This is a genomic window from Cohnella soli (genome assembly GCF_042655525.1).
Classification (GTDB): domain Bacteria; phylum Bacillota; class Bacilli; order Paenibacillales; family Paenibacillaceae; genus Cohnella; species Cohnella soli.
Genome location: NZ_JBHSMI010000004.1, coordinates 1 through 23,429, shown reverse-complemented (window position 1 = coordinate 23,429; position 23,429 = coordinate 1). Strand labels below are relative to the sequence as shown.

At 52.1% G+C, this 23,429-nt stretch carries 22 protein-coding genes, 1 pseudogene and 1 other annotated feature; of the genes and pseudogenes, 21 read left to right on the top strand and 2 right to left on the bottom strand.

Annotated elements, in window-relative coordinates; translation table 11 throughout:
• Positions 1-59 precede the first annotated feature (59 nt).
• The 17 genes and pseudogenes from rlmB to tuf form a co-directional block, all read left to right on the top strand.
• Positions 60-812: pseudogene (gene rlmB, locus ACFPOF_RS02655) on the top strand (23S rRNA (guanosine(2251)-2'-O)-methyltransferase RlmB); the annotation flags it as partial.
• The gene (locus tag ACFPOF_RS02650) at positions 805-1,353 is read left to right on the top strand and encodes an NYN domain-containing protein (RefSeq protein ID WP_378129359.1); all 549 of its coding nucleotides are present in this window, start codon (positions 805-807) and stop codon (positions 1,351-1,353) included. The pseudogene rlmB and the gene ACFPOF_RS02650, both read left to right, overlap by 8 nt.
• 151 nt (positions 1,354-1,504) lie before the next feature.
• Positions 1,505-2,155, top strand: coding sequence for an RNA polymerase sporulation sigma factor SigH (gene sigH / locus ACFPOF_RS02645; protein ID WP_378129357.1), 651 nt, complete (start codon positions 1,505-1,507; stop codon positions 2,153-2,155).
• Positions 2,156-2,602: 447 nt separating this feature from the next.
• On the top strand, positions 2,603-2,752 hold the full coding sequence (gene rpmG / locus ACFPOF_RS02640) for a 50S ribosomal protein L33 (protein WP_094050645.1): 150 nt from the start codon (positions 2,603-2,605) through the stop codon (positions 2,750-2,752).
• A gap of 18 nt (positions 2,753-2,770) precedes the next feature.
• On the top strand, positions 2,771-2,980 hold the full coding sequence (gene secE, locus ACFPOF_RS02635; RefSeq protein WP_378129355.1) for a preprotein translocase subunit SecE: 210 nt from the start codon (positions 2,771-2,773) through the stop codon (positions 2,978-2,980).
• Between the two features lie 25 nt (positions 2,981-3,005).
• Positions 3,006-3,539, top strand: coding sequence for a transcription termination/antitermination protein NusG (gene nusG, locus ACFPOF_RS02630; protein WP_378129353.1), 534 nt, complete (start codon positions 3,006-3,008; stop codon positions 3,537-3,539).
• 84 nt (positions 3,540-3,623) lie between these two features.
• A complete protein-coding gene (rplK, locus tag ACFPOF_RS02625) occupies positions 3,624-4,049 on the top strand; it encodes a 50S ribosomal protein L11 (protein WP_378129351.1) in 426 nt (141 codons plus the stop codon).
• Positions 4,050-4,132: 83 nt separating this feature from the next.
• On the top strand, positions 4,133-4,825 hold the full coding sequence (gene rplA / locus ACFPOF_RS02620; protein ID WP_378129349.1) for a 50S ribosomal protein L1: 693 nt from the start codon (positions 4,133-4,135) through the stop codon (positions 4,823-4,825).
• 79 nt (positions 4,826-4,904) lie between these two features.
• Positions 4,905-5,084: a sequence feature (ribosomal protein L10 leader region), on the top strand.
• A 53-nt stretch (positions 5,085-5,137) separates the two neighbouring features.
• On the top strand, positions 5,138-5,638 hold the full coding sequence (gene rplJ / locus ACFPOF_RS02615) for a 50S ribosomal protein L10 (RefSeq protein ID WP_378129347.1): 501 nt from the start codon (positions 5,138-5,140) through the stop codon (positions 5,636-5,638).
• 73 nt (positions 5,639-5,711) lie between these two features.
• On the top strand, positions 5,712-6,074 hold the full coding sequence (gene rplL / locus ACFPOF_RS02610; protein ID WP_378129345.1) for a 50S ribosomal protein L7/L12: 363 nt from the start codon (positions 5,712-5,714) through the stop codon (positions 6,072-6,074).
• 114 nt (positions 6,075-6,188) lie between these two features.
• Positions 6,189-6,794, top strand: a complete 606-nt coding sequence (locus ACFPOF_RS02605) for a class I SAM-dependent methyltransferase (protein WP_378129343.1) — start codon at positions 6,189-6,191, stop codon at positions 6,792-6,794.
• A gap of 251 nt (positions 6,795-7,045) precedes the next feature.
• Positions 7,046-10,591: a DNA-directed RNA polymerase subunit beta gene (rpoB, locus tag ACFPOF_RS02600; RefSeq protein ID WP_378129341.1), complete on the top strand. Its 3,546-nt coding sequence runs from the start codon at positions 7,046-7,048 to the stop codon at positions 10,589-10,591.
• 74 nt (positions 10,592-10,665) lie between these two features.
• Positions 10,666-14,289 (top strand): DNA-directed RNA polymerase subunit beta', encoded by a 3,624-nt coding sequence (gene rpoC / locus ACFPOF_RS02595; RefSeq protein WP_378129339.1) that lies wholly within the window; start codon positions 10,666-10,668, stop codon positions 14,287-14,289.
• 692 nt (positions 14,290-14,981) lie between these two features.
• The gene (gene rpsL, locus ACFPOF_RS02590) at positions 14,982-15,404 is read left to right on the top strand and encodes a 30S ribosomal protein S12 (protein WP_209750096.1); all 423 of its coding nucleotides are present in this window, start codon (positions 14,982-14,984) and stop codon (positions 15,402-15,404) included.
• 62 nt (positions 15,405-15,466) lie between these two features.
• A complete protein-coding gene (gene rpsG / locus ACFPOF_RS02585) occupies positions 15,467-15,937 on the top strand; it encodes a 30S ribosomal protein S7 (protein ID WP_209750095.1) in 471 nt (156 codons plus the stop codon).
• Between the two features lie 39 nt (positions 15,938-15,976).
• On the top strand, positions 15,977-18,052 hold the full coding sequence (gene fusA / locus ACFPOF_RS02580) for an elongation factor G (protein WP_378129337.1): 2,076 nt from the start codon (positions 15,977-15,979) through the stop codon (positions 18,050-18,052).
• A gap of 92 nt (positions 18,053-18,144) precedes the next feature.
• A complete protein-coding gene (gene tuf, locus ACFPOF_RS02575) occupies positions 18,145-19,338 on the top strand; it encodes an elongation factor Tu (protein ID WP_378129335.1) in 1,194 nt (397 codons plus the stop codon).
• Between the two features lie 65 nt (positions 19,339-19,403).
• Here tuf and ACFPOF_RS02570 read toward each other — a convergent pair whose 3' ends face one another.
• Entirely contained in the window at positions 19,404-19,991 is a 588-nt protein-coding gene (locus tag ACFPOF_RS02570; RefSeq protein ID WP_378129333.1) for a YitT family protein, read from the bottom strand.
• 160 nt (positions 19,992-20,151) lie between these two features.
• Positions 20,152-20,358 carry a DUF1657 domain-containing protein gene (locus tag ACFPOF_RS02565; RefSeq protein ID WP_378129331.1) on the bottom strand — a complete coding sequence of 69 codons (207 nt, stop codon included), beginning with the start codon at positions 20,356-20,358 and terminating at the stop codon, positions 20,152-20,154.
• Between the two features lie 171 nt (positions 20,359-20,529).
• Between ACFPOF_RS02565 and ACFPOF_RS02560 the strand changes: the two genes are divergently transcribed.
• Genes ACFPOF_RS02560 through spoVAE form a run of 4 tightly spaced genes read left to right on the top strand, consistent with a single transcriptional unit; the run spans position 20,530 to position 23,247 of the window.
• On the top strand, positions 20,530-21,390 hold the full coding sequence (locus ACFPOF_RS02560; protein ID WP_378129329.1) for a DUF421 domain-containing protein: 861 nt from the start codon (positions 20,530-20,532) through the stop codon (positions 21,388-21,390).
• A gap of 12 nt (positions 21,391-21,402) precedes the next feature.
• Entirely contained in the window at positions 21,403-21,879 is a 477-nt protein-coding gene (gene spoVAC, locus ACFPOF_RS02555; RefSeq protein ID WP_378129327.1) for a stage V sporulation protein AC, read from the top strand.
• A gap of 4 nt (positions 21,880-21,883) precedes the next feature.
• Positions 21,884-22,900, top strand: a complete 1,017-nt coding sequence (spoVAD, locus tag ACFPOF_RS02550; protein ID WP_378129325.1) for a stage V sporulation protein AD — start codon at positions 21,884-21,886, stop codon at positions 22,898-22,900.
• Positions 22,897-23,247, top strand: a complete 351-nt coding sequence (gene spoVAE / locus ACFPOF_RS02545) for a stage V sporulation protein AE (RefSeq protein WP_378129323.1) — start codon at positions 22,897-22,899, stop codon at positions 23,245-23,247. Before spoVAD ends, spoVAE begins: the two co-directional genes overlap by 4 nt.
• The last annotated feature ends 182 nt before the right edge of the window (positions 23,248-23,429 follow it).

The following is a 23,429-nucleotide window of genomic DNA, read 5'->3' as shown; positions in this document are numbered from 1 at the left end:
CCCAGGAATCGTCGGCCGACGCGGAGCAATGGGCGGCGGACAGCGCATTAAAGGGCGGCGAGGAATATTTAGCCGGGAAACATCCTGTGCTGGAGGCGCTGAAAGCCGGACGGGCGATCAATAAAATTTTCGTCTCGAGCCAAGCGCAGCGTCATCTCGTTCAGCCGATCATGGAAGAGGCGAAAGAACGCAAAATCGTTGTGCAGCAGGTCGAAAAGTCGAAGCTGGACAGGCTTGTCCCCGACATGCAGCACCAAGGGGTCGTCGCGCAAGTCGCCGCAGCGTCCTACTACGAAGTGGACGAGCTGCTTGCCCGCGCCGCAGAGCGGGGAGAACCCCCGCTGATCGTGCTTCTTGACGAAGTCGAAGATCCGCATAATCTTGGTTCCATTCTGCGTACGGCCGATTGCACCGGCGTTCACGGCGTCATCGTGCCGAAGCGCCGCAGCGCGGGATTGACCCCGGTCGTCGCGAAGACGTCGGCGGGTGCCGTCGAATATGTGCCCGTGGCCCGCGTTGCGAACTTGACCCAGACGATCGAGAAGCTCAAGGAAGCGGGACTTTGGATCGCGGGCGCGGACGTGGGCGCGAAGCAGGGGTTCTATGAGACGAACTTGACGGGACCTCTTGCGATCGTTATCGGTAACGAAGGTCAAGGGCTGTCTCGACTCGTTAAAGAACATTGCGATTTCATTCTGTCGCTTCCGATGGCCGGCAAGATTAACTCATTGAACGCTTCTGTCGCGACCGGGGTCATTTTGTACGAGGTCGTACGCCAGCGGCAAGCGAAATCTGCCCAAGGGAATGACTGAACAGCGTAAGTTCCAGAAAGAGGACGTGCTTCTCGTCGACGGCTACAACATGATCGGGGCCTGGCCGGAGCTAGCGGCGATGAAGAACGACAAACTGGAGGACGCAAGGGACATGTTGGTCGACATGTTGTCCAATTACCAAGGGTACGCCGGAATCGTCATTATCGTCGTGTTCGACGCTTTCCGCGTCCCTGGTTCGGGCAAGCAGTATCGACTTCGAAAGAAGTTCAGGGTCGTCTATACGCGGGAACGAGAGACGGCGGACGAGTGCATTGAAAGGCTTGTCGGCGAATGGACGAACGTCCGGAGAAACGTCTACGTCGCGACGTCCGACCTCGTCGAGCAGCACGTCGCCTTTGGCAAAGGGGCCTTGCGCATGCCGGCTCGCGAGCTAAGGGTGGCGGTGCGGCAAAGCACGTCCGACATCCGTGAGGCGATTGACAGAACCATGCAGTTAAAAAAGAACCCTCTCGGAGGTTCTTTGCCTGAAGATGTGCTCCGCAGGTTGGAGCGGATGAGGCGCGGACAAGGGGAGACTTAGTCGGAGGATTACTTTTATTTACAATTTTGCCACGGTGGGTTTGCGGTAAAAAGCCCGAATCCATTGACGCTATGCGGGATTTCAAGTATATTGAATTTAGTTTGGTAGTTTCGGAGGTTCCAGTACGCCAATGCAGACCGGAGGGGATTTCGTGAGCGTCGACTTGGAGAGGCTGGACACGCGCGAGTATGACTTCAAGGCCGACGAGGATATCGTGGAGTCCGTTCGTTTCGGAGATAGCGAAGCTTTGGAATATTTAATTCATAAATATCGAAATTTTGTGCGGGCGAAAGCGCGCTCTTACTTTCTGATCGGGGCGGAACGGGAAGATATCGTGCAGGAAGGCATGATCGGCTTGTACAAAGCGATCCGCGACTTCAGGGGAGACAAGCTGGCTTCGTTTAAGGCGTTCGCCGAGCTTTGCATCACCCGGCAGATCATTACCGCCATCAAGACCGCCACCCGGCAGAAACATATTCCCCTCAACTCCTATGTATCCCTCGACAAGCCGATATACGACGAAGATTCCGACCGGACGCTGCTCGACGTCATTTGCGGCTCCCGCGTATGCGATCCCGAAGAAATGATTATTAACCAAGAGGAGTTTTACGGCCTCGAGGACAAAATGTCGGAAATTTTAAGCGATCTCGAGCGGAAGGTGCTCGCGCTTTACTTGGACGGGCGTTCCTACCAGGAAATCGCGGTCGATCTCGACAGGCATGTGAAGTCGATCGACAATGCACTGCAACGCGTCAAGCGAAAGCTTGAGAAATATCTCGAAGTGAGAGATCTCGCCCATTGATACGGATTGGAATGTAACGTTTATCGCTATTATATTTGTTGAACAGGCAGCCGGTTGCGAGCGGGCTGCTTTTTTCATGCTCTATGCCTTGTCCGACAAATGCTGGCTATCTTTTTTTGCGTAAGAGGGTTAAGGTGACCTCAAAAATGGAAGAATAGAACGAGGATGCTAGACCCCAGATTCGAGGTTCCTCCACGGGTGCTCATAATTGCCAATCCACCGTAACCGACAGTTTTCGTTGACATCGCATAAGCGCTTGTGCTAAATTACTTTAGTAACCTTAACGTGGTTTCTTATGCGCTGGCTCAGAATCATCGGCGAAACACCAGGAATTGTTGTCTTGATGCCTTGCATCATCCCGATTCCTATCGCGGCCTTGGTTCGCCAAGCCGAGTTTCCGCTGAATGGTTGTATTTTTATGAAGTCATATCCCAGGAGGTGGAAGGGATGCGTGTAATCATCACTCTTGCTTGCACGAGCTGCAAGCAACGTAACTACACGTCGAGCAAGAACAAACGGACTCACGCCGATCGCATCGAGTTGAAGAAGTTCTGCAAATTTTGCAACGAACATACTCCTCATCGCGAAACGCGCTAACTCCTAGGAGGAATGAACGTGACTTTCCTGGCCAAAATGAAACAAAACTTTGGGTCGTTTTTTTCGTTTTTCAGCGACAGCTGGAACGAACTAAAGAAAGTACGCTGGCCCAACCGGAAAGAGCTCGTCAGCTACACGGTCATCGTTATTGTGACAATCCTGCTGGTAACGATCTACTTCTGGGCTCTGGACATCGGTATTTCATCCCTCGTCGATCTGATCATCTGACGCAGGAACCAAAGGTGGCTTTTCCATGGAGAAAAGATGGTATGTAGTGCACACGTACTCCGGTTACGAGAACAAGGTTAAGGCGAACCTGGAGAAACGCGTGGAATCTATGGGTATGCAAGACAAGATCTTCCGCGTGCTTGTGCCGATGGAAGAAGAAATCGTCAATAAGGACGGCAAGAAAAAGTCGGTTATGCGCAAAGTATATCCCGGCTATGTTCTCGTCGAAATGATCCAGACGGACGATTCGTGGTATGTTGTCCGCAATACGCCAGGTGTAACCGGCTTCGTCGGTTCTACCGGGTCGGGTTCGAAACCGACGGCGCTCCTCCCGGAAGAGGTAGAAGGCATTCTGCGTCACATGGGCATGGACGAGCCAAAGCCGGTCATCGAATTCGAATTGAAGGAGAACGTCCGCGTGAAAGTCGGACCTTTCGCGAACTTTGTCGGTTCCGTAGAAGAAATTCTCGCCGACAAGAGCAAGTTGAAGGTGCACGTCAACATGTTTGGCAGGGAAACCCCGGTTGAGTTGGAATTCACTCAAGTGGAGAAAATATAGGGCCTTCGGGTTCAGGGTTTCTTGAAAGAGCGGGAGGAGCGAAAGCTTCGTTAAACCGCATTACGGGTCAGGGAGGTGTGCAACATGGCAAAAAAGGTCATTAAGTTGGTAAAGCTGCAAGTTAATGCGGGTAAAGCAAACCCTGCGCCGCCAATCGGTCCTGCGCTCGGTCAAGCTGGCGTTAACATTATGGCTTTCTGTAAAGAGTTCAACGCTCGTACGGCCGATCAAGCGGGATTGGTTATTCCGGTTGTCATTTCCGTATACGAGGACCGTTCCTTTACGTTCGAAACCAAAACGCCGCCGGCTGCAGTATTGCTGCGCGTCGCTGCTGGTATTTCGAAAGGGTCCGGCGAACCGAACAAAAAGAAAGTCGCTACCGTAAAACGTGCGAAAGTACGCGAAATCGCGGAGCAAAAAATGCAAGACTTGAACGCTGCTTCGGTTGAAGCTGCAATGCGTATGGTCGAAGGTACGGCTCGCAGCATGGGCGTCGTCATCGAAGACTAATCGCATAAGTGGGAGGAGATCCTGGCCGCTCGTATCGAGCGCATGGGTTGACACCGTTAAAACCACAAAAGGAGGAGAATAACTTGGCTAAACACGGTAAGAAGTATGTAGAATCCGCTAAGCTGATCGATCGCGATGCGACTTACGAATCCCTCGAAGCCATCGAGCTCGTGAAGAAAGCGGCAACGGCTAAATTCGACGAAACAGTCGAAGCGGCTGTCCGTCTCGGCGTTGATCCGAGAAAGCAAGACCAAGCAGTGCGCGGCGTAGTCGTCCTGCCACACGGCACCGGCAAAACGCAACGCGTTCTCGTATTCGCGAAAGGCGACAAGCTGAAAGAAGCTGAAGCTGCTGGAGCGGATTACGTAGGGGATGCTGATCTCATCGCAAAAATCCAACAAGGATGGTTCGAGTTCGACGTCTGCGTCGCGACTCCGGACATGATGGGTGAAGTAGGTAAACTAGGCCGTATTCTCGGGGGCAAAGGCTTGATGCCGAACCCTAAAGCTGGCACCGTCACTAACGACGTTGCTAAAGCGATCAACGAGATCAAAGCCGGTAAAATCGAGTACCGTCTGGACAAAGCCGGACAAATTCACGCACCGATCGGCAAAGCTTCGTTCGACGCTCAGAAGCTCGACGAAAACTTGAAAGCTCTGATCGAAGCGCTGAACCGCGCTAAGCCAGCATCGTCCAAAGGCGTATACCTGAAAAACATCTCGATTTCTTCGACGATGGGACCAGGCGCACGCGTTAACGCTGCGGTATACCGTTAATCGATTGGCTTAGGCCAAGCGAGCTCGGTAAAATTTGTCCTTTGACATCGGCTGTTCCTAGTGATAAGCTGATGTAGCTGAAAAACGAATATGGATACCGTAGACCGTAGGTGCCAAGTGATACGTCGCTTCGCTTAATTTCCTACCGAGGTGTGTGGATAGAGCTTTTTCCTGATGGTCGGGCGCGTAAGCGTCCGGGTGTCGGGTACAAGATCATGTCATGCCTCCGTGAGTCTGCGGAGGCATTTCTTATGTCTCCGGGACGCTCGGGATGAATGTACGGTAAACCGAATCTCATAGGAGGTGCACATAATGGCAAATGCAAAAATCATTGCAGCTAAGCAAGAGGAAGTCAATGTCATCGCGACGAAATTGCGCGAAAGCAGCTCCGCGATCATTGCGGACTACCGCGGTCTGAACGTGGCGCAAGTGACTTTGCTCCGTAAGCAAATGCGTGAAGCCGGCATCGAATTCCAAGTGTTGAAAAACTCTTTGGTCAGCCGTGCAGCCGCAAGCGTCGAACTGAGCGATCTTGATGCGATTCTGACAGGTCCAACTGCTGTCGCATTCGGTAAAGACGTTGTTGCTCCAGCGAAAATCCTTAGCGATTTCGCGAAGAAAAACGACGCGCTTCAAGTTAAAGGCGGCATCGTCGAAGGACGTTTCGTCGACGCGGCTCAAGTCAAAGCGCTGGCCGACCTGCCTTCCCGCGAAGGCTTGCTGTCCATGTTGCTTAGCGTTCTCCAAGCTCCGGTTCGTAACTTCGCGCTCGCTGTCAAAGCGGTGTCCGAAAAGAACGAAGCAAGCGCGTAACACCATTCCGCCGCAGGCGGTCTAACCAAAAAACAAAAGATCCATGCGATCTTACACTATGGAGGGTATACAAATGAGCAAAGAGCAAATCTTGGAAGCCATCAAAGTGATGACTGTTCTCGAACTGAACGACCTGGTTAAAGCAATCGAAGAAGAATTCGGCGTAACGGCTGCAGCTCCAGTTGCAGTAGGTGGCGCTGTTGCTGTTGCAGAAGTCGAAGAGCAATCCGAATTCGATGTTATCCTTACGGATGCTGGCGCATCCAAAATCAACGTTATCAAAGCGGTTCGCGAAATTACGGGCCTCGGCTTGAAAGAAGCAAAAGACCTCGTAGACAACGCACCAAAACCGATCAAAGAAAAAGTAGCTAAAGAAGAAGCAGACGCAGTTAAAGCTAAGCTTGAAGAAGCTGGCGCTAAAGTAGAAGTAAAATAAGAAGCGGGACCGACAAACCCCTTGAAGATTTTCTTCGAGGGGTTTGTTCATGAGCAAATTGGTTTAAGATGAGTAAAGGCGCCTTTTTGGGTGCGAGATGTTGGAGGAACTGCGGTGAACGATCATTATTATTCGAGTCAGCCAAAGTCGGCAAGCGACAAGCAAACGTTCGAAGCGGTGTTGCGAGGTCATAAGCTGAAGCTGACGTCGGATGCGGGCGTGTTTTCGCGGGACGGGGTGGACTACGGAAGTCGGGTGCTCATCGAGCATATGGATATTCCGCAACAAGCAAGCGTACTGGACGTCGGATGCGGTTATGGTCCGATTGGTTTGGTCGCCGCCCGCCTTGCGCCGCAAGGACATGCGACGTTGATCGACATCAATGAGCGCGCGGTTGCGCTAGCTAAAGCGAATGCCAAGGCGAATGGGATCGAGAACGTTACTTTTACTCCGAGCGATTTGTTCTCCGCCGTTGCGGACAGGAAGTTCGACGTCATTCTCTCCAATCCGCCGATTCGTGCGGGCAAAGCGGTCGTGCACCGATTGTTCGAAGAATCGTTCGACCGGTTGAATCCGGGAGGGACGCTTTGGATTGTCATTCAGAAGAAACAAGGAGCGCCTTCTGCGAGAGCGAAGCTGGAAGAAATATTCGGAGAAGATGAAGTTGAAGAAGTCGGCAAGGACAAGGGGTACAAGGTGATCCGGTGCAAGAGAACATAGAATTAAAATAATTTGACTTGACATTTTCGATGTGGTACTATTAAGAAATGTCAGTATTAAGATGGGCTATTTGTCTTTAGTAGTATGATGTGTCTAGCCCGCGCCTTTCCACGGAATAAAACCGCGTTCGATGGCGTATAATGGGTTTGTTTTGGGGTAAAGGCAGGAGTGTTTGCCATTGTGCCGCCAACCGGCGCATAAGGGCTTTTCTTTATTTGTGTGTTGAAGCAGACTTAAGGGGTGAGGTTAAGTTGGCAGGACATCTTGTTCAGTATGGCCGCCGTGCACGGCGCAGCTACGCCCGCATTAATGAAGTGTTGGAAGTCCCGAACCTGATCGAAATCCAGCAACAATCGTACCAGAAGTTTTTGGACGAGGGTTTGCGGGAAATTTTTCAGGATATTTCGCCAATTTCGGATTTCACCGGCAATCTCGTGTTGGAGTTTATCGACTATAGCCTTGGCGAGCCGAAGTATTCGGTAGACGAATCGAAGGAACGCGACGTTACGTACGCGGCTCCGCTTCGCGTGAAGGTGCGGTTGCTTAACAAGGAAACGGGCGAAGTGAAGGAGCAAGAAGTATTCATGGGCGATTTCCCGCTCATGACCGAAACGGGCACTTTCATTATCAATGGTGCGGAACGCGTCATCGTCAGCCAATTGGTGCGCTCCCCAAGCGTCTATTTCAGTACGAAAGTGGATAAGAACGGCAAGAAAAACTATACCGCAACCGTCATTCCGAACCGCGGCGCTTGGCTTGAGCTCGAGACGGACGCGAAAGATATCATTTACGTGCGGATCGACCGTACGCGCAAAATCCCGGTAACGGTGCTGCTTCGCGCATTGGGCTTCGGAACGGATGCCGAAATTTTGGATTTGCTCGGACAAGACGACTTCATCCGCAATACGCTTGAGAAAGACAACACCGACTCTACGGAGAAAGCGCTGATCGAGATTTACGAGCGCCTTCGCCCAGGCGAGCCGCCGACGCTCGAGAACGCACGCAGCCTGCTGATTGCGCGGTTCTTCGATCCGAAGCGTTACGACCTCGCGAACGTCGGTCGTTATAAAGTAAACAAAAAACTGCACATTAAGAACCGTCTTTTTAACCAACGTTTGGCCGAAACGCTCGTCGATCCGTCCACAGGCGAGATTATCGCCGAAGCTGGACAAATGATCGATCGCAGGCTGCTTGACCAGATTTTGCCGGCTCTCGAGAAAAACGTTGGTTTCAAGACGCATCGCGTAACAGGGGCCGTTTACGAGTCGGAAGACATTCCACTGCAAGCGATCAGCGTGTTTTCTCCGATTGAAGATGGCAAAGTCGTTAAAGTCATTTCCAACGGCATCATCGACAAAGCGGTGAAGAACATTACGCCGGCGGATATTATTTCGTCGATCAACTACTTCATGAACTTGTTGCAGTCGATCGGTAACACGGATGATATCGATCACTTGGGCAACAGGCGTCTGCGTTCCGTAGGCGAATTGCTGCAAAATCAGTTCCGCATCGGCTTGTCTCGGATGGAGCGTGTCGTTCGCGAACGGATGTCGATTCAAGACCAGAATGCCATTACGCCGCAAGCGCTCATCAACATTCGTCCGGTCATAGCGGCGATCAAGGAGTTCTTCGGATCTTCCCAATTGTCGCAGTTTATGGACCAGACGAACCCGCTTGCCGAGTTGACGCACAAACGTCGTCTGTCCGCACTCGGACCCGGCGGTTTGACGCGTGAGCGTGCGGGCTTCGAAGTCCGGGACGTTCACCACTCGCACTATGGCCGCATGTGCCCAATCGAGACGCCGGAGGGACCGAACATCGGTCTGATCAACTCCTTGTCCTCGTTTGCGCGCATTAACGAATACGGCTTTATCGAGGCGCCTTACCGCAAAGTCAATCCGAACACGAACCAAGTGACGGACGAGATCGTCTACATGACAGCGGACGAAGAAGACAATTACATTATCGCGCAAGCGAACGCGCTCCTGAATCCCGACGGTTCCTTCGTCGAAGAGAACATCATCGTCCGTTACAACAAGCAGACGGACAACATTCTCACGATGTCGAGCGACCGCGTGGATTACATGGACGTCTCTCCGAAGCAAGTCGTTTCCGTCGCAACGGCGATGATTCCGTTCCTCGAGAACGATGACTCGAACCGTGCGCTCATGGGATCGAACATGCAACGTCAAGCCGTGCCTTTGCTGATTCCGGAAGCGCCGTTCGTCGGCACCGGCATGGAGCACAAGTCGGCGAAAGACTCCGGGGTATGTATTGTATCCAAATACGACGGTTATATCGAAAGAGTTTCCGCCAATGAAATCCAATTGCGCCGCGTCGAAATGATCGAGGGCAAAGAGGTCAAAGGCGACATCGTCAAATATAAGCTTCAGAAGTTCATGCGTTCCAACCAAGGCACATGCATCAATCAGCGTCCTCTCGTTCGCCGTGGAGATATCATCAAGAAAGGCGATATTATGGCGGACGGTCCTTCCACGGAAACGGGCGAACTTGCGCTCGGCCGCAACGTCGTCGTTGCGTTCATGACGTGGGAAGGCTACAACTACGAGGATGCGATCCTTCTGTCCGAGAAGCTTGTTCGCGAAGACGTCTACACTTCGATTCACATCGAGGAGTATGAATCCGAAGCGCGCGACACGAAGCTCGGGCCTGAAGAAATTACGCGCGACATTCCTAACGTCGGCGAAGACGCGCTGCGTAACCTAGACGAACGCGGCATCATCCGCGTCGGCGCGGAAATTAGCGCGGGAGACATTCTCGTCGGTAAAGTTACTCCGAAGGGCGTTACCGAGTTGACTGCGGAAGAGCGTCTGCTCCACGCGATCTTCGGCGAGAAAGCGCGCGAAGTTCGCGATACGTCGCTACGCGTACCTCACGGTACGGACGGCATTGTCGTTGACGTTAAAGTGTTCACGCGCGAGAATGGCGACGAACTGCCGCCTGGCGTCAACCAACTCGTTCGTGCCTACATCGCTCAGAAACGGAAAATTTCCGAAGGCGACAAAATGGCCGGACGCCACGGTAACAAAGGGGTTATCGCCCGCATCCTGCCTGAAGAAGATATGCCGTTCCTACCGGACGGAACGCCTGTACAAGTCGTTCTGAACCCGCTCGGCGTACCTTCCCGGATGAACATCGGTCAAGTGCTCGAAGTTCACTTGGGCATGGCTTGCAAGCTGCTCGGCATTCACGCCGCTACGCCGGTATTCGACGGCGCGACGGAACACGACGTATTCGATACGCTCGAAGAAGCCGGCATGCAGCGGAACGGTAAATGGCGTCTTCGCGACGGTCGTTCCGGTGAGTTGTTCGAACGTGAAGTTACTGTCGGCGTCATGTACATGATCAAACTGGCGCACATGGTTGACGATAAAATTCATGCTCGTTCGACTGGTCCTTACTCGCTCGTTACGCAACAGCCGCTCGGTGGTAAAGCGCAGTTCGGGGGTCAACGTTTCGGGGAGATGGAAGTATGGGCGCTTGAAGCATACGGCGCTGCGTACACGCTTCAGGAAATTCTCACCGTCAAGTCCGATGACGTCGTCGGTCGCGTGAAAACGTACGAGTCGATTGTTAAAGGCGAGAACGTGCCTGAACCGGGCGTTCCGGAGTCGTTCAAAGTATTGATCAAAGAGCTTCAAAGCTTGGGTATGGACGTGAAAATCTTGTCCGGCGACGAGCAAGAGATCGAGATGAAAGAGATGGACGACGAAGACGACACCGCTGGAGATAAGCTCAATCTGAATCTCGAAGGTTCCGAAGTCGGCGTTGAATAATACCGTTTGACGCCGGCCTTCGGGCCGTCGCGTTAAGATCCGCAATCTAGCAACGATGAAGGAGGGCTTGCTCCTTGTTAGACGTCAATAACTTTGAGTTCATGAAAATCGGTCTGGCTTCCCCGGATAAAATCCGCTCATGGTCGAGAGGCGAAGTCAAAAAACCGGAAACGATAAACTATCGCACGCTGAAGCCGGAGAAGGAAGGGCTTTTCTGCGAGAAAATTTTTGGCCCGACGAAAGACTGGGAGTGCCATTGCGGCAAGTACAAGCGTGTTCGTTACAAAGGCGTCGTCTGCGATCGCTGCGGCGTCGAAGTCACGCGCGCGAAAGTGCGCCGCGAACGGATGGGCCATATCGAGCTTGCCGCGCCGGTATCCCACATTTGGTACTTCAAAGGTATCCCGAGCCGTATGGGGCTTGCGCTTGACATGTCTCCGCGTTCGCTCGAGGAGATCATTTATTTCGCATCCTATGTCGTTACTGACCCGGGCGATACGCCTCTCGAGAAGAAACAGCTTCTTTCCGAGAAGGAATACCGCAGCTACCGCGACAAGTACGGCTACGCGTTCCATGCAGGCATGGGCGCTGAGGCGGTCAAACGCCTTCTTCAAGACATCGATCTCGACCGCGAGCTCGAAATTCTGAAGGAAGAGCTTCGCACAGCGCAAGGCCAACGTCGTAACCGCGCAATCAAGCGGCTGGAAGTCATCGAATCGTTCCGCAACTCCGGCAACTTGCCGGACTGGATGATTCTAGACGTTCTGCCGGTCATTCCGCCGGAACTGCGTCCGATGGTTCAGCTCGACGGCGGACGTTTCGCGACGAGCGATTTGAACGATCTGTACCGTCGCGTGATTAACCGGAATAACCGTCTGAAACGTTTGCTTGACCTCGGAGCTCCGGACATTATCGTGCAGAACGAGAAGCGGATGCTCCAAGAAGCGGTCGACGCCTTGATCGACAACGGCCGCCGCGGCCGCCCGGTAACGGGTCCCGGCAACCGCCCGCTGAAATCGCTCAGCCACATGCTGAAAGGTAAACAAGGTCGTTTCCGTCAAAACTTGCTCGGTAAACGGGTCGACTATTCCGGCCGTTCCGTTATCGTTGTAGGTCCTAGCCTGAAGATGTTCCAGTGCGGTCTACCGAAGGAAATGGCACTCGAACTGTTTAAGCCGTTCGTGATGAAGGAGCTTGTGGCCAAAGGCCTTGCCCACAACATCAAGAGCGCGAAGCGCAAGGTCGAGCGTGTCAGCGCCGAAGTGTGGGACGTTCTCGAGGACGTTATTAAAGAGCACCCGGTTCTCTTGAACCGCGCTCCGACATTGCACAGACTCGGCATCCAGGCGTTTGAACCGATTCTCGTTGAAGGACGCGCGATCAAACTTCACCCGCTCGTCTGTACGGCGTACAACGCCGACTTTGACGGCGACCAAATGGCCGTTCACGTACCGTTGTCCGCGGAAGCGCAAGCGGAAGCACGCTTGCTTATGCTCGCGTCCGGCAACATCTTGAACCCGAAAGACGGCAAACCGGTTGTCACGCCGTCCCAAGATATGGTTCTCGGTTGCTTCTACTTGACGATGGACAACAACAAGTCGTACGGCACGGGTCTTGTTTTCGCGAACGTCAACGAAGCTGTATCCGCGTACCAACGCGGTACGGAAGGCATCTCCTTGCATGCTCGCGTCATCATTCCGGTTAAGGAATTGAAGAAGAAGACGTTCACGCCGGAGCAGCAAGAAGCGTTTATCGTGACGACGATCGGCAAAATCATTTTCAACGAAATTTTCCCGGACACGTTCCCGTACATCAACGAAGCTACCAAAGAGAACTTGGTGAAGGGCACGCCGGACAAATACTTTATTTACGACAAAGGCGCGGACCTCAGCAAGTGGATCGAAGATCCTGCGATTCCGGGTGCAGTCGGCAAAGAATATTTGGGCAACATCATCGGCGAATGCTTCCGCATTTACCACACAACGAAGACGTCCATGATCTTGGACAGCATCAAGCAACTCGGCTTCACGTATTCGACCCGTGCAGGCATTACGATCGGCGTGGCGGACGTTATCGTTCCGGAAGAGAAGAAAGAAATTCTCAAGAAATCCGAAGATCGCGTCTCCGTCGTTGCGACGCAATACCGCCGCGGATTGATCACGAACGAAGAGCGCCGCGACCGTGTAATCGAGATCTGGAGCAAAACGAAGGATGAGATTACCGACATCCTAATGAAGTCCATGGATCGTTACAACAACATCATGTTGATGGTAGACTCCAAGGCGCGGGGCAACAAATCGCAAATTACTCAATTGGGCGGTATGCGCGGTTTGATGGCCAACCCGTCTGGTCGAATCATCGAGTTGCCGATCAAATCGAACTTCCGCGAAGGTCTGACCGTACTCGAGTACTTCATCTCGACGCACGGTGCTCGGAAAGGTCTAGCCGATACAGCTCTTCGTACGGCTGACTCCGGTTACTTGACCCGTCGTCTCGTCGACGTCGCGCAAGATGTCATCGTTCGCGAAGACGATTGCGGCACGGACAAGGGGATAACCGTATCCCGGATCGAGGATGGCAAAGAAGTTATCGAAGATCTGTTCGACCGTATCGAAGGCCGTTACGCTTTCGAAACGATCCGCAATCCGGAGACGCGCGAGATCATTGCCAACCGCAACGATCTGCTGGATACGCCTAAAGCGGAAGAAATCATCCGCGCAGGGATCAAGAGCGTGCAGATTCGTTCGGTGCTTAGCTGCCGCGCCCGTCATGGCGTATGTAAGCTTTGCTACGGACGCAACCTGGCAACCGGCAAAAAAGTCGAAATCGGCGAAGCGGTCGGTATTATCGCCGCTCAATCGATCGGCGAACCGGGAACGCAGCTCACGATGCGTACGTTCCATACCGGCGGCGTAGCCGGAGACGATATCACGCAAGGTTTGCCGCGTATTCAGGAGCTTTTCGAAGCTCGGAATCCGAAAGGCCAAGCGATCATCTCCGAGATGGACGGCGTCGTCAAAGAAATTCGCGAGACGAAAGATCGTCGCGAGATCGAAATTCAGGGCGGAGCGGAATCGAAGATTTATCCGGTCAGCTACGGCTCCCGTATTCGCGTCACCGAAGGCCAGCAGGTTGAAGCCGGCGACGAGTTGACGGATGGTTCTATCGACCCTAAAGAAATGCTCCGGATTAAAGGTATTCGCGGCGTGCAGAACTACATTCTGCAAGAAGTTCAACGCGTATATCGGAACCAGGGCGTTGAAATCAACGACAAGCACATCGAAGTTATGATCAAGCAAATGCTTCGCAAAATCCGCATCGTCGATCCTGGCGATACGGTGCTGCTCCCGGGTGCTTTCGTGGATCTTCACGAATACGAGGCGGCGAACCGCGAAGCGATTCTGTCCGACAAAGAGCCGGCCGTTGCTCGTCCGGTATTGCTCGGGATTACGAAAGCGTCGCTCGAGACAGATTCGTTCCTCTCGGCAGCGTCTTTCCAAGAGACAACTCGCGTCTTGACCGATGCCGCAATCAAAGGCAAAGTCGACCGCTTGCTTGGCCTCAAGGAGAACGTCATTATCGGGAAACTCATCCCTGCCGGTACGGGGATGTCGCGTTACCGCAACATTCGCATCGTGTCGCCATTTGACGAACCGATGGATGAATCTGCGGAACTCGAACCGGTTGGCGCTGAGTAAGACTAATTAAAGAATAAAGAAACGGCGGCCTGTAGAGGTCGCCGTTTTTATTACGTAAAGACGCTCGGCGACGGGGCTTGGGTCTGGGGTAGCGGAAAGAGTTTCCGTTATTTCGTTACCGAAAGCAGTTGCACGACCTCATAGAGGAGGGGTTTTCCGTTATTCCATCAGGAAATCGCTCTTTGAGATGATTTTATGAAATGTTAGCGGAAAATGTTTCTTCTATGGAGCTATTCGAGTGATTATACGTCCTCCATTGAGGTAGAAAATTTCGCTATGTTACGGCGAATTCGCCTCCGCGAAGGGTCCGTGACACCGAGGAATTTCGTAAGCGATTGCCCTGCTTTCGAGATTCATTTAGAGGTTCATTATTCTTGACACGCCTAATTCGAAGTGATATTATGTCATAGTGTGTGCCAGACGTGCGTCGTTATGACGTATATCGATACGGCGCGATCCAAGGAAAAGTGCGACATTACTGCGAGAGTTGGCACGATCGCCAAGCTTTCGTTGAGGAATAAGACATCCGGGTTTGATGCGGCAAACAATAGAGAACTTCTCTTATGAATTGTCGGTCGGACCCTTTCTCGTCTCTCAAAATGAACCACCTGGATCTGTGGGCTTCGCAAGCCGCTATCGGTCAAGTCGTTTACTCATCATTTTTATATCGACAAGGGGAAGGGGGTGGCAACATGCCAACAATTAACCAACTCGTTCGCAAAGGCCGTCAATCGAAGGTCACGAAATCCAAATCGCCTGCTCTTCAAAGAGGCTTTAACGCGTTGAAACGCGTTGAAACCGACTTGAGCGCTCCGCAAAAACGCGGCGTGTGCACTCGTGTAGGAACAATGACTCCGAAAAAACCGAACTCCGCGCTTCGTAAATACGCAAGGGTTCGTCTGACGAACCGTGTTGAGGTTACTGCCTACATCGGCGGTATCGGACACAACTTGCAAGAGCACAGCGTCGTACTCGTACGCGGTGGCCGGGTTAAAGACTTGCCAGGGGTTCGTTACCATATCGTTCGCGGTGCTCTTGATACTGCGGGCGTTAACAACCGGAAGCAAGCTCGTTCGAAATACGGTACGAAAAGACCGAAAGTCAAAAAATCCTAATAAGCGCATAAGCGGCAGTAATGCCGCCTGAAGCGCCCACAACTGAGAAAGGAGGAACTCCGATGCCACGTAAAGGACCGGTTCCTAAACGGGATGTACTCCCGGACCCGCTGTACAACAGCAAGCTCGTTACTCGCCTCGTTAACCGTATCATGATCGACGGTAAGAAAGGCGTTGCTCAACAACTTCTGTACGATGCATTCGAATTGATTAAAGATCGTTCCGGCAAAGATCCAATGGAGGTCTTCGAAGCTGCGATCAAGAATATCATGCCGGTGCTGGAAGTTAAAGCACGCCGTGTAGGCGGCGCGAACTACCAAGTGCCAATCGAAGTTAAGCCTGAGCGCCGCACGTCCCTTGGACTGCGTTGGCTCGTTAACTACTCCCGCAACCGCGGCGAGAAAACGATGGAAGAGCGTTTGGCTGCCGAAATTCTGGACGCATCCAACAACACGGGTGCAGCCGTTAAGAAGCGTGAGGACACTCACAAAATGGCGGAAGCGAACAAAGCATTCGCTCACTACCGCTGGTAGAATTCGTTTAGAGCAACACAATCGAAGGGAGACTGTAACATGGCTAGAGAGTTCTCCTTGCAAAATACGCGCAATATCGGGATTATGGCGCATATTGACGCTGGTAAGACCACGACTACCGAACGGATTCTGTTCTTTACCGGACGCGTTCATAAGATCGGCGAAGTGCACGAAGGCGCCGCTACGATGGACTGGATGGAACAAGAACAAGAGCGCGGCATTACGATCACGTCTGCCGCGACGACCGCTCAGTGGAAAGGTCACCGCATCAATATTATCGACACTCCGGGTCACGTTGACTTTACGGTAGAAGTCGAGCGCTCCCTGCGCGTATTGGATGGGGCCGTTGGCGTATTCAGCGCCAAAGAAGGTGTAGAACCGCAATCCGAGACGGTATGGCGTCAAGCCGACCGTTACGGCGTACCGCGTATCGCTTATGTCAATAAGATGGATATTATCGGTGCGGATTACCTCAATGTTATCAAAGACATGGGGGAACGCTTGAACGCTAACGCAGTCGCAATTCAGTTGCCTATGGGCGCCGAAGATAAATTTGTAGGGATGATCGACCTCGTTGAACGCGTCGCTTATAAATACAAAGACGATCAAGGCAAAGACCCTGAGAAAATTGAAGTTCCTGCGGAATACGCGGATCAAGTCGAAGAACTGCGCAACATTCTTGTAGAGAAAGTTGCCGAGCTGGACGAAGAGCTTACGATGAAGTATTTGGAAGGCGAAGAGCTGACCGTTGCCGAAATCAAATCCGCTCTCCGTAAAGGCGTCTGCGAAGTGAAAATCTTCCCGGTCGTCTGCGGAACGTCTTATCGCAACAAAGGCGTTCAGCCGATGCTGGATGCTGTCGTTGATTACTTGCCTTCCCCAGTCGACGTTCCGGACATTAAAGGTGTTCTAGACGACGGCACGGAAACGGTTCGCAAATCATCCGACGCTGAGCCGTTCGCGGCTCTCGCATTCAAAATTATGACCGACCCTTATGTTGGTCGTTTGACGTTCTTCCGCGTATACTCGGGCGTACTGAGCTCCGGCTCGTATGTCATTAACGCGACGAAAGGCAAACGCGAACGTATCGGCCGTATTCTCCAAATGCACGCGAACAGCCGTCAAGAAATCGATCAAGTATACTCGGGCGACATCGCCGCTGCAGTAGGCTTGAAAGATACGACAACCGGCGACACGTTGTGTGACGAGAAACATCCGGTTATTCTCGAATCGATGAACTTCCCTGAGCCGGTTATCCAACTTGCGGTCGAGCCGAAAACAAAAGCCGACCAAGACAAAATGGGTATCGCTCTGCAGAAGCTCGCCGAGGAAGATCCGACGTTCCGTGCCCACACGGACGAAGAAACCGGACAAACGATCATTTCCGGTATGGGTGAGCTCCACTTGGAGATCCTCGTAGACCGTATGCTTCGTGAATTCAAAGTCGAGACAAACGTTGGTAAACCGCAAGTTGCTTACCGCGAGACGTTCCGTACGGCTGCGAAGGTCGAAGGCAAGTTCGTTCGTCAATCCGGCGGACGCGGTCAATACGGCCATTGCTGGATCGAATTCGAACCTCGCGAACCTGGCGAAGGCTTCTTGTTCGAGAACAAAGTCGTCGGCGGCGTTGTACCGCGCGAATTTATCGCTCCGGTACAAGCTGGTATCGAAGAGTCGATGAAGAACGGCGTTCTTGCCGGCTTCCCGCTCGTTGATATTAAAGCGACGATCTTCGACGGATCGTATCATGACGTCGACTCCTCGGAGATGGCGTTCAAAATCGCTGGATCGATGGCGCTTAAAGCAGCGAAGGACAAATGTAATCCTGTGTTGCTCGAGCCAATCATGAAAGTTGAAGTAACGGTTCCTGAAGAGTACTTCGGCGATGTTATGGGGATGCTGAGCTCCCGCCGCGGACGCATCGAAGGTTCGGATATGCGTTTCGGCGCACAAATCGTTCGTGCAAAAGTTCCGTTGGCAGAGATGTTCGGTTACTCCACGACGCTCCGCTCCGGTACGCAAGGTCGCGGCGTATTCTCGATGGAGCTTTCCCATTACGAAGAAGTGCCAAGATCGATCTCGGAAGAGATCATCTCCAAACATAAAGGCGCGTAATTGCTGTAAGCGGACGGGATCGGGAACGCCAACGCGCGATTCCCGACTCGCCACCTATATAAACTTGTAATTATTAAGGAGGAAAAGTTTCCATGGCAAAGGCTAAATTCGAACGTAATAAACCGCACATTAACATCGGAACAATCGGTCACGTTGACCACGGCAAAACGACGACAACGGCTGCAATCACAACGGTATTGAACAAAAAATACGGTAGCGGTGCTGCTGTAGCGTTCGACCAAATCGATAAAGCTCCAGAAGAGCGCGAGCGTGGCATCACGATCTCCACGGCTCACGTTGAGTACGAGACGCCTAACCGTCACTACGCTCACGTTGACTGCCCAGGACACGCCGACTACGTTAAAAACATGATCACGGGTGCTGCTCAAATGGACGGCGCAATCCTGGTCGTATCCGCTGCTGACGGCCCTATGCCGCAAACGCGCGAGCACATCTTGCTGTCCCGTCAAGTAGGCGTTCCTTACATCGTCGTATACTTGAACAAGTGCGACATGGTTGAAGACGAAGAACTGCTTGAGCTCGTTGAAATGGAAGTTCGCGACCTGTTGAACGAATACGAGTTCCCAGGCGACGACACTCCGATCGTACGCGGCGCATCTCGTGAAGCTTTGTCGAACCCAGAAGGTCCTTGGGCTGAAAAAATCGTTGAGCTGTTCGAAGCGATCGAAAACTACATCCCAATTCCTGAGCGCGCAACTGACAAGCCTTTCTTGATGCCTGTCGAGGACGTGTTCACGATCACGGGTCGCGGTACGGTTGCTACCGGCCGTGTTGAGCGTGGTATCATCAAAGTAGGCGATGAGGCTGAAATCATCGGTCTGCAAGAAGAAACTCGCAAATCCGTCGTAACGGGCGTTGAAATGTTCCGCAAATTGCTCGACCAAGCTCAAGCTGGCGACAACATCGGCGCATTGCTCCGTGGCGTTGACCGTAAAGACATCGAGCGTGGCCAAGTATTGGCTAAACCAGGTTCCGTTAAGCCTCACACGGAATTCACGGCTCAAATCTACGTTCTGACTTCCGCTGAGGGTGGCCGTCACAAGCCTTTCTTCACGGGCTACCGTCCTCAGTTCTACTTCCGTACAACTGACGTTACGGGTATCATCAACCTGCCAGAAGGCACGGAAATGGTTATGCCAGGCGACAACATCACGGTTACGGTTCAACTGATCTCCCCAATCGCAATCGAAGAAGGCACTCGCTTCTCGATCCGCGAAGGCGGCCGTACAGTTGGTGCAGGCGCAGTAGCTTCCATCCAAAAATAAGCGAATCGCATTCGCGAAAAAACTCTTTCGGCTTCGGCCGAAAGAGTTTTTTTTATAACTCCCCGCTAATAACTGAAAAACTTCACCGTGCACAAACTAGTAGCTAAACCTCCTGCCGTAATCGTGGCTACTGAGAGAAAGAAAGTATCCGCGGAAAATAACAAACCCCCTAATCCGACGACGATCGCGTCCATCATGAGGATGAGTACGCCGACGTTTATCCGCATCCGGTGCGACAGCAACTTCGCGACCAAATCGATTCCGCCCGTGCTCGCGTCGATTCTGAGCAATATGCCGAATCCGATTCCGATGAGCATGCCCCCAATTATAGAACCCACGAACGGATAAGAGCGGATTTCCGATCCGAAAGGCTCGAAAATGCCGAACATATCGATGAAGAAAGACAAAAGAACCATGCCGAAGAGGCTATGAAAAAACATCCCGCGAGCGTTCAACCACGTATAGATAAAAGCCGGCAGGCTCAATACGATAAGAATAATGCCGACGTTAAAGCTGAATAAATAATTTCCGATGAGGGCTAAACCGATAAAACCGCCGTCGAGCACTTTGATCGGTACCAAAAAAAAATCGATCCCGAAAGCGATCATCAAACATCCGATGACGATCGTTATCACTTTATAAAGAGCTAACAACGAATACCACTCCCGTCGCAAACGCCAAGCCTGTCTTATCTATATGGCGCGAGGGGCGGCAACATGAACAAAAAATGGAAAATGCCAATCTTCAACCTGAGATAAAGCTGAAGAGGAGGGCTCTCGCCCTCCCAACTTTTCTTGAAATATGGATGAGAAGCTAGAACCCTTTATATTGTGGTTCTTCGTTTTCCAACTGCTGAACGCGGCTTTCAACTTGCTCAACGATTTGCTGCGTTTGACCGGCGGCGTTCGTGAACATGGTTTTGGCTTCTTGATTTTGAGTCGCCAAAGCAAATGTCTCTAAGCTCGCTTGAGCGCTTTTGAGCGATGCTAAGCATGTTTTCACATCAGATGCTACTGTCATTAGGTTCACCTCCAATCGGACATATTATCGAATCGCGGACGCAGAATTATTCATCAGCCAGTTCGCTTATTTTACCTGCCATGGTAAATTGTTAACTTCGTGTTTCGTTCATAAAAGAGGGGCTATTTACAAATAATGAAATCGCCAAAGCCGTAGAAGGGGGGATCTGAAATGCCGGATGTCTTTCAGGTCGCGATACGAACGTCACTCGCGGTCGTCGTGCTGTTCACCATCACGAAATTACTGGGCAAACGCCAGGTTTCGCAGCTCTCTCTGTTCGAATATATTACGGGGATTACGCTTGGCAATCTGGTTGCATACATTTCCATGGATTTACAGACGAAATGGTATTTAGGTATCGTCGGATTAATGGTCTGGTCGCTTTTTTCGTTAGGGATCGAATTTCTGCAATTGAAAAGTAAAAAAATGCGGGATTTCCTTGACAGCAAAGCAACAGTCCTTATTAAAGACGGAAAGGTATTAGAGGATAACCTGAAAAAGGAAAGACTAACGACGGACGAGCTAATGGAGCAGTTAAGGAAGAAAATGGCCTTCAGAATCGCTGACGTTGAATTCGCGATCATGGAGCCCAGCGGTGACATCAACGTGCTTCTGAAAAGAGAAAATCAGCCGATCACGGCAAAACATTTGGGAATCAAAGTCGGTCCCGAACAAGAGCCGCAGGCGGTCATCATGGACGGGAAAATCATGGACGAGCCGCTCGCCACGATGGGGTTATCCCGCCAGTGGTTGAATATGGAGCTTGAAAAGAAAGGCGTCGCGATAGAAAACGTGTTTTTGGGCCAAGTCGATACGTATGGCCTATTGTACCTCGATTTATTCGATGATCAGATCAAAGTCCCGTTCCCGCAAGAAAAAGAATCCGCATTCGTGTTGCTGAAGAAGTGCGAGGCGGACCTCATGTCGTTCGAGCTGGCCACGAAGGACGAAAAGGCCAAAGCGATGTACAAACAGTGCGTCGACCGGATGGCAAAAATTATTGAGGAAACCAGACCCTATTTGTATCGCTAAAGGAGGGTACGGATGTCGAACGAGAAGTTGAAGAAGTTGACTCCCGTCCAACAGGAGTATAAACGGTTAGCTCAGAACAGAGAGCCTGCCAGACCGGTCTTCAAAAACTGTATAAGGGCCTTCATCGTCGGGGGAACGATTTGCGTATTGGGCCAAGCTATAACCGATATGTTCGTGCGGTGGGGAGGTTTCGATAAAGAGAAGGCAAGTAATCCAACGGTAGGCGTTCTGATTTTGCTTGCCGTGATTTTAACGAGTTTTGGCTTATACGATAAGCTGGGTCAGTGGGCGGGCGCGGGCTCCGCGGTACCAGTAACCGGCTTCGCGAACTCGATGGCTTCCGCGTCGGTCGAATCCAGAAGCGAAGGTCTCGTTTTGGGTATAGGAGGGAAAATGTTCTCGCTCGCGGGACCGGTTATCGTCTTCGGCACCGTGGCCGCTTTTATTGTAGGACTGCTGCATCTTCTGATCAAAGGCGGGGGAGGGTAAAGCAATGCTGCATGGGCACCAGAGCTGGAAATTCGAAAACCGCCCGATCATTAAGGGAACCGCGACGGTCGTCGGACCCTTCGAAGGTCAAGGCCCTCTTGTCGACGATTTCGATATCGTGCACGGGGACTTGATGTTAGGGCAAGATAGTTGGGAGAAAGCGGAGAAGACTCTGCTAGAGGAAGCAGCCAAGATAGCAGTCGAGAATGCGGGTTTGACCAATGAGCAGGTCAATTTTTTCGTCGGCGGGGATTTGATGAACCAGATCATCAGCAGCAGCTTCGCGGCAAGAACGTTGGCTATTCCGTACCTTGGCGTATTCGGCGCATGCTCGACTTCGATGGAAAGTTTGGCTATCGCCGCTAACCTTGTCAATTCCCGATCGGCGAAATACGCTTTGGCGACGGCATGCAGCCATAACGCTTCAGTCGAAAAGCAATTTCGCTATCCGACCGAATATGGTTCGCAAAAGCCGCCTACCGCGCAATTTACTGTTACGGGCGCGGGGGCGTCCGTCGTCGCTCATGATGGCGATGGCATAGCGGTGACCTCGGCGACAATCGGCAGGGTAATCGATATGGGTCTCACGGACCCGTTTAATATGGGAGCGGCAATGGCGCCAGCGGCAGTCGATACGATCCAAGCGCATTTACGCGATTTTCGAATCGAGCCGGGCTATTACGATCTCATCGTGACGGGGGATTTATCCAAGGTCGGTTACGAGCTCGCGAACGATCTGTTCGACAAGCACAAAATTCCGATGAATCAAACCGATTACCGCGATTGCGGAATGATGATCTACAATTACGAGAAACAGCAGGTGCAATCAGGAGCGAGCGGCTGCGCATGTTCTGCGGTCGTTACGTACGGACATTTGCTGAATCGTATGCGTAAAGGAGAACTGCGGCGTATTCTCGTCGTCGCGACGGGAGCTTTGTTGTCTCCGCTGTCTTTTCAGCAAGGGGAAAGCATTCCATGCATCGCTCACGCGGTATCTTTCGAAAGCGGTGATGCGAGATGATTTATTTATGGGCGTTTGTCATAGGCGGTGCGATATGCATCTTCGGGCAAATCTGTTTCGACATTTTTAAGCTGACACCGGCCCACACGATGACCTTGCTGGTCGTAGTGGGAGCCGCACTCGACGGACTAGGGTTATACGAACCGCTGATTAAATTCGCTGGCGCGGGTGCAACGGTTCCGATCACGAGCTTCGGCAACGCGCTGGTCCACGGTGCGCTGAAGGAAATCGAAAAGGACGGTTGGATAGGGATCGTCACAGGAATTTTCAAAGTCACGAGCGCGGGCATATCCGCCGCGATCATTTTTTCGTTCTTGTCGGCCTTGGTAGTAAAGCCAAAAGGATAAGAGCAGGTCATAGGAGCGAATCGGCTTTCTTCTATAGAAGAAGGCCGATTTTTTATGCCGTTTCATAGGGGAAAACATTTTGTGTCAAACTTCTGAGAAAATGTCACCCTAACTCGTCCGAGAAAATGTCACTTTTTTAAGTGGTGCCGAAGCCTCTCACCAGAGCGCTTCGGCATAGCTGT